Genomic DNA, 6269 nt, shown 5'->3' on the forward strand with positions numbered 1-6269 from the left:
GAAAAAGAAAATGCCATATTGTACTAAATAATTATTATGGAAATATTAAATGATGGAGTATTGTGAATCCTGATCATCTTGGGTTTAAACCCAATTTAACCATCATCCTTCTTGGCCCCCAATTCCCTGCAAGACCATTAAATACCCCAGCTATCGAAGTGTGACAATGAAGACAATGTCCCGTGTCATCAAGGTGATATTTTAATAACTGATACCAGTCTCTAACAATTACAGCCAGCTTGCAGTTTGGACAATAAGTAGTGCTACCTTCAGTATCATGCACATTACCGGTGTACACATAATGTATGCCTGACTTAAGGGCTATCTCTCTGGCTCTTTGGAGGGTTGAAAACGGAGTTGGCGATTTATCCTTCATTTTCCAGTCAGGATGAAAAGCAGTAAAATGGATAGGAACATCCGGTCCCAAATGATCCATTACCCAGGCAGACAGATGCTCCAACTCGTTAGTGGAATCATTTTCATCAGGAATAAGCAAAGTAGTAATCTCAAACCAGACCTTGGTTTCTTTTTTTAAATACTCCAAGGTATCCAGTACAGGTTGTAAATGAGCACCCGTTATTTTGTAATAGAATTGTTCGCTAAAGGCTTTCAAATCAATATTCGCAGCATCCATATAAGTATAAAATTCCGTACGCGGCTCCGGATTAATATAACCTGCAGAAACAGCAACAGAATAAATACCCAGTTGATGGCATTCTTTAGCTACATCGATAGCATACTCCATAAAAATCACCGGATCGTTATAAGTAAAGGCCACACTGCGACAGTGCAGATTTTTTGCGGCCAAAGCAATATCTGCAGGCATGGCGTTATCGGCTAAAGTATCCATATCCCGCGATTTACTGATATCCCAGTTTTGACAGAATTTACACGCCAGATTACAACCTGCCGTTCCAAACGATAAAACCGGAGACCCTGGTAAAAAATGATTTAAAGGTTTTTTCTCAATGGGATCAATACAATATCCACTGGACCTACCGTAAGTAGTCAGTTTAATCTGATTATCAATATTGGCTCTGACAAAACATAATCCTCGTTGACCTTCACGCAATTTACAATTACGCGGGCATACATCACATTCAATGCGACCGTCTTCAAGCTTATGCCAGTAATGAGTTGGAATAATATCTGACATCAGATGACCCTGCCGTTAAACAATATTCTATACTTATAAGTATAGTACCTGCAGTAAATCTGGAGTTTGTTATGACTGTTCGACAACCGGCTGTAGCAGGGATTTTTTATCCTGGCGATCAGTTAACACTTCGCAATACAATTCAGCATCTTTTGAGCCAGAGCAAACAGTTCAGTCCTCCGCCAAAAGTGCTGATAGTTCCACATGCAGGATATATATACTCAGGCTCAATAGCTGCCTCAGCGTTCGCTTCATTAATCCAGCAGAGCGACACAATTAAGAAAGTTGTATTATTAGGCCCCGCTCACACCATGTACCTGAAAGGGATTGCCTATGATCCGGTCACAAAATTCGCTACCCCATTGGGAGAAATGGAGCAGGATCAGGATCTTTTAGCTAAAATAAGTACTCTTCCTTATGTACACGCGTTGAGTCAGGCACATCAAAGAGAACACTGTCTGGAAGTTCAATTACCCTTTTGTCAGATGATATTCAACGAATTTACTGTGCTTCCTCTGGTGGTTGGTGAAACCAGTGAACAGGAAGTGGCTGATCTGATAAAACAAGTCTTGGGTGGAGAGGAAACCTTAATCATTATCAGCAGTGATCTAAGTCATTACCTGCCTTACGACATAGCGCAACAAACAGACAGAAACACCTGTCTTTCCATCAGTACCTTAAATTCAGAATCATTACATCATCAAGGAGCATGCGGTTATTATCCATTACGTGGATTTTTACACTTTGCTCGTCAAAATCAGATTTGTGGACGTTTACTGGATCTGAGAAACTCCGGAGACACAGCAGGGACAAAAGATAAAGTAGTCGGATATGCATCCTATCATTTTTATAAAGATCTTAAATTTGCAGATCACTGTGCGGATGAACTACTGTATCTGGCAAAAGAAACGCTAAGGTTGCAAGCGACTGAAAATAAACTCCTAATATTTAATCCCACAGAATACAATGAATTATTGCATATCCGCATACCTACATTTGTTACGATAAAAAAGAAAGGAATGCTAAGAGGATGTATGGGCAGTCTTTATTCTCAGGATCTGCTTGCTGATAATGTAATCCAAAACTCCATCAGGGCAGGATTCCTTGATCCGCGATTTCCCAAATTAACTTCTGAAGAGCTCAATGACATCTCTTTGTCAATTTCCATTTTAAACCCAATGGAAACGTTGTATTTTAACACGGAACAGGAGCTTAAATCACAATTACGCCAGGGAGTTGATGGATTGCTCTTAACCTATAAACAGTATCAGGCAACCTTTCTACCCAGTGTGTGGGAATCTATAGACAGCAAAGATAAGTTTCTTGAACATTTAAAATTAAAAATGGGACTTCCTGCAAATTTTTGGTCAGCAGAGATGAAAGCACAACGGTATACAACAGAAATCATTAAATAACATAAAAAGTAGTACTATTAAAATAGTTCAATTAAAATACTGTCACTATAGTGCATCAACATCGTCAAGTCAGGCTTATCCCATGAAAAAAATCAACATCAGTTTATTCGTTACGTTCGCCCTGCTTGGTGCATGTATTCATGCTGCAGTATCAAGCCACATTATAATGAATCCATCCAAAAGTCCGGAATTACCGTCCGGAGCATTCTGGATTGACAACCATTGGCGCAAAAACCCACAGACGACCCAAGCAGAGCCTTTTCGTTGGAGAAGTACATCACATAATTTCAGTAATAGTAATGAGAACAAACCAGAGGTAAGCCTAAAAGGTTTAAGCCATTTATTTATTTCAGGCAGTGCTAACCCTACTGAAGCCAATATGATGTGGTTGAAAAAAAATTACGGTTCCAGACATCAGGTATTTATAATCGATCTGAGACAGGAAACTCATCTTTTTATTAATGGTTTACCCATCAGTATTTTTTATAAAAAAGATGAGATTAACTGGGGTAAAACCCTGACTGAAATTAATAAAACGGAACAGAACTGGGTTAACTATCTATCCATTAAGGGCACTGTTCAAATTAATAATCTGGGACGACCGATTTCAGGTATAAAAGTCCCCACCAACCCGGTAACGGTATCAATAAAAAATACCCATACTGAAAAAGAGATATCTCAGCTTAGCGGTTTAGAGTACTTTAGAATTCCAGTGCCCGATTATCATCCTCCGTCTCCCGAACAGGTTGATCACTATTTAACGTTATTTAAAAAATTACCTGCAAAGGCCTGGCTTCATTATCATTGTGCTGCGGGTAAAGGAAGAACAACTACCTTTATGGTGATGCACGACATTCTGGCAAATGGAACACAGGTTAGCCTGAGTGATATCGTAACTCGACAGTCGCGATTAGGTGGGATTAATTTATTTGAGCCCTCTGAATCCCTATCTACCCAGCCCTGGAAAAATGAATATCATAGGGCACGCATTGATTTTATTAAATTATTTTACACGTTTGTTCATAAAGGAATATACCCGAATCAAAGCTTTACCCAGTGGATAAACAATCAACCTGACGGACCTTATAAATCGATATTGAGCACTGCTGCTTACCCTTGATAGCAGAATAATCATTCTAAATTAAGTCTGAGAACGTCCCTGATTGCTCCTCAAACAAGCCCCTGACTGGTAATTTTATTAGGATCTCAAGGATATTCCTGATTTTCTATGCTAGATTTTATATAAGGAACCCTAAATCCATCCGCCAGACAAATAGAGTGAGAGATCTACTTAAATGGAAAATTCATTTGTATTTAATGAAGCCAATCTAAAGCGAATACCTCAATTCTTAGTATTAATCATTATCCTGCTATTAGGTCTTCCCTATGTTGGTTTGTATTTCGGATTAGATTTTAGCACCATCGCCAATAAATTAAATAAGGGAGCTGAATTCAATTCTTTCTTTATTGAATCTCAGATCCGTGGTTATTTCAGACAAACACTTTTACAATGGTCTGGCTTCTCTCTTGCTGCAGTAACAGTTTTACTGGCGTTTACTCAATACAGATTAAGCAATGATAAAATCGCTTTAATTATAGGATTGGCTGTTTTATTTTCCGGATCGACTGAAGCCCTGCATACTTTGGTCATTGATGGCCTATCCCTTGAATATGAGGAAAAAAACAATCTGGATGCTTTAATCTGGATCTTTTCCAATAGTATTAGCGGACTAATATTAGGTATTGGCTTAATTATGCTGATCACCTCCAGTGATAAACAAAATGTCAGTTTTACTACCTTTATTTTACTGACAACCTTCCTGGTATTGACCGCAATTACTATTATTTATTATGCAACCGGAGTAATTGAACTCCCGGAAATGTGGTTTTCTGACTTAACTTTGTCTCGCCCCTATGAATTAATTTCTGTCTTTATCTATTTAATATTGATGATATTCATTTACCCAAAAGCTTACAAAACGCACCCAACTATTCTGGTTGACTGTATATTCTATATGGCCGTTACTCAAATAGTGACGTCATTTTATATTATGATCCTGTCCAGCTCCCCTTATGACAGTGCGTATAATATTGCCTACGTACTAAAGCTTGTTGGTTATTTTATACCATGCACCTGTCTGGTAATTAATTATGTATTCTCCTACACCGCCGTTTTAAAAGCGCAAAAAGCTTTAAGGATAAAGCAGGATGAATTAACTTATATCGCTTCTCATGACTCATTAACCAATCTATACAATAGACGAGAATTTGAAGTACTCCTGAATAAGTCGATTTCAAGCTCTGCCAGAACGCATACTTCAGTGGCTCTTTTGCTTATTGACATGGATAACTTTAAAGCAACTAATGATACCTTTGGCCATGTCCATGGTGATGAGCTGCTCAGACAATTTTCCATGCGGTTGATTTTGTTAACCCGAAAAGGTGACATTCTATCCAGAGTAGGTGGTGATGAATTTACTTTGATTTCACCCAACTTGAAAACCCATACTTCCGCTCGTCAACTTGCCGAACGCATATTAAATGAATTAAACAGCCCCTACCCCATAAACGGCAAATTAATTACAGTTACTGTAAGCATAGGCATCTCCATTTATCCAGACGATGGCACTAATTCCGATGAGTTGCTCATCAGAGCGGATTTAGCAATGTACAAAGCAAAACGGAGTGGAAAAAACACGTATCAATTTTATACTGAACAACTCAGCTATTTGCAGCATCGAGAATCGGAAGTTGAAGCACATTTACGCAAAGCACTCCAAAATGACGAGTTTGAATTGTACTATCAACCCAAGTTTAATTTGTTAACTATGGAGATTATCGGCGCCGAGGTGCTGTTACGATGGAATAGCGACACATTGGGACACGTTTCTCCTAATGAATTTATCCCTGTTGCAGAAACCACTGGTTTAATCATTGATCTGGGTCTATGGATCATTAGAAAATCTTCCGAGCAAATAATGACGTGGATGCTTAAGTACACTAATAAACTCGCTTTTTCCATTAATATCTCACCTATCCAGTTGGCAAATAATCAATTTCTTAAAAACCTTAAAAACACCTTGAAAGACAGTAATTTTCCATCAGAACACATGGAACTTGAGATTACTGAAAGTCTGTTGATGGGTGACAACGAAGATGTCAATTCTGTACTCAATGGCATCTCCAGTTTAGGTGTAAAAATCTCACTTGACGACTTTGGAAAAGGTTATTCGTCCCTTAGCAGGCTAAAAATGCTGCCAATAGATACTTTGAAAATTGATAAAGACTTTGTTTCCGATATCCATAATGAAAAAGATAAGGTGGTCTTGGTTGATATTATTATCAAATTAGCTCACGAACTGGGAATGAGCATAGTTGCTGAAGGGATAGAGACCGCGCCACAATTAAAGTATCTTATTGCAAAAAAATGTCAAATAGGCCAGGGATTTCTTCTCAGCAAACCGTTACCGGCCGATCAATTCGAAAAGCTTGCGTTTATAGAGTTACCAGAAAATAACTCATTCTCCGAAGAGTCGGTATAATATCTAAGCAATGTCGTCACTATTCTCGCGAGAATATTCATCTACAATTCAGAATAAACGTCCGTTTTTACGTCAGAATAAACGTCCGTCTTTGCGAACGAAGTGAAGCAATCCAGATCACATCCCCAATCAGGCTCCGCTCTGGATTGCTTCGCG

General features: G+C 38.6%; 4 protein-coding genes. 3 read left to right on the forward strand and 1 reads right to left on the reverse strand.

Annotated elements, in window-relative coordinates; translation table 11 throughout:
• Window positions 1-73: 73 nt before the first annotated feature.
• Entirely contained in the window at window positions 74-1156 is a 1083-nt protein-coding gene (gene amrS, locus Lqua_RS16440; RefSeq protein WP_058475370.1) for an AmmeMemoRadiSam system radical SAM enzyme, read from the reverse strand.
• 71 nt (window positions 1157-1227) lie between these two features.
• On the opposite strand from amrS, the gene amrB reads away from it, so the two are divergent.
• The 3 genes from amrB to Lqua_RS16455 all read left to right on the forward strand — a co-directional run bounded on the left by amrB (window position 1228) and on the right by Lqua_RS16455 (window position 6113).
• Window positions 1228-2571: an AmmeMemoRadiSam system protein B gene (gene amrB, locus Lqua_RS16445; RefSeq protein ID WP_058475371.1), complete on the forward strand. Its 1344-nt coding sequence runs from the start codon at window positions 1228-1230 to the stop codon at window positions 2569-2571.
• An 82-nt stretch (window positions 2572-2653) separates the two neighbouring features.
• On the forward strand, window positions 2654-3691 hold the full coding sequence (locus tag Lqua_RS16450) for a fused DSP-PTPase phosphatase/NAD kinase-like protein (protein ID WP_058475372.1): 1038 nt from the start codon (window positions 2654-2656) through the stop codon (window positions 3689-3691).
• Window positions 3692-3866: 175 nt separating this feature from the next.
• Window positions 3867-6113, forward strand: coding sequence for a bifunctional diguanylate cyclase/phosphodiesterase (locus Lqua_RS16455; RefSeq protein ID WP_058475373.1), 2247 nt, complete (start codon window positions 3867-3869; stop codon window positions 6111-6113).
• Window positions 6114-6269: the final 156 nt, after the last annotated feature.

The organism is Legionella quateirensis (assembly GCF_001467955.1).
Classification (GTDB): domain Bacteria; phylum Pseudomonadota; class Gammaproteobacteria; order Legionellales; family Legionellaceae; genus Legionella; species Legionella quateirensis.

Bases quoted from the DNA above. Each gene is read 5' to 3' on its own strand.
- amrS (WP_058475370.1), bottom strand. From the start codon at position 1,156: ATGTCAGATATTATTCCAACTCATTACTGGCATAAGCTTGAAGACGGT.
- amrB (WP_058475371.1), top strand. From the start codon at position 1,228: ATGACTGTTCGACAACCGGCTGTAGCAGGGATTTTTTATCCTGGCGAT.
- Lqua_RS16450 (WP_058475372.1), top strand. From the start codon at position 2,654: ATGAAAAAAATCAACATCAGTTTATTCGTTACGTTCGCCCTGCTTGGT.
- Lqua_RS16455 (WP_058475373.1), top strand. From the start codon at position 3,867: ATGGAAAATTCATTTGTATTTAATGAAGCCAATCTAAAGCGAATACCT.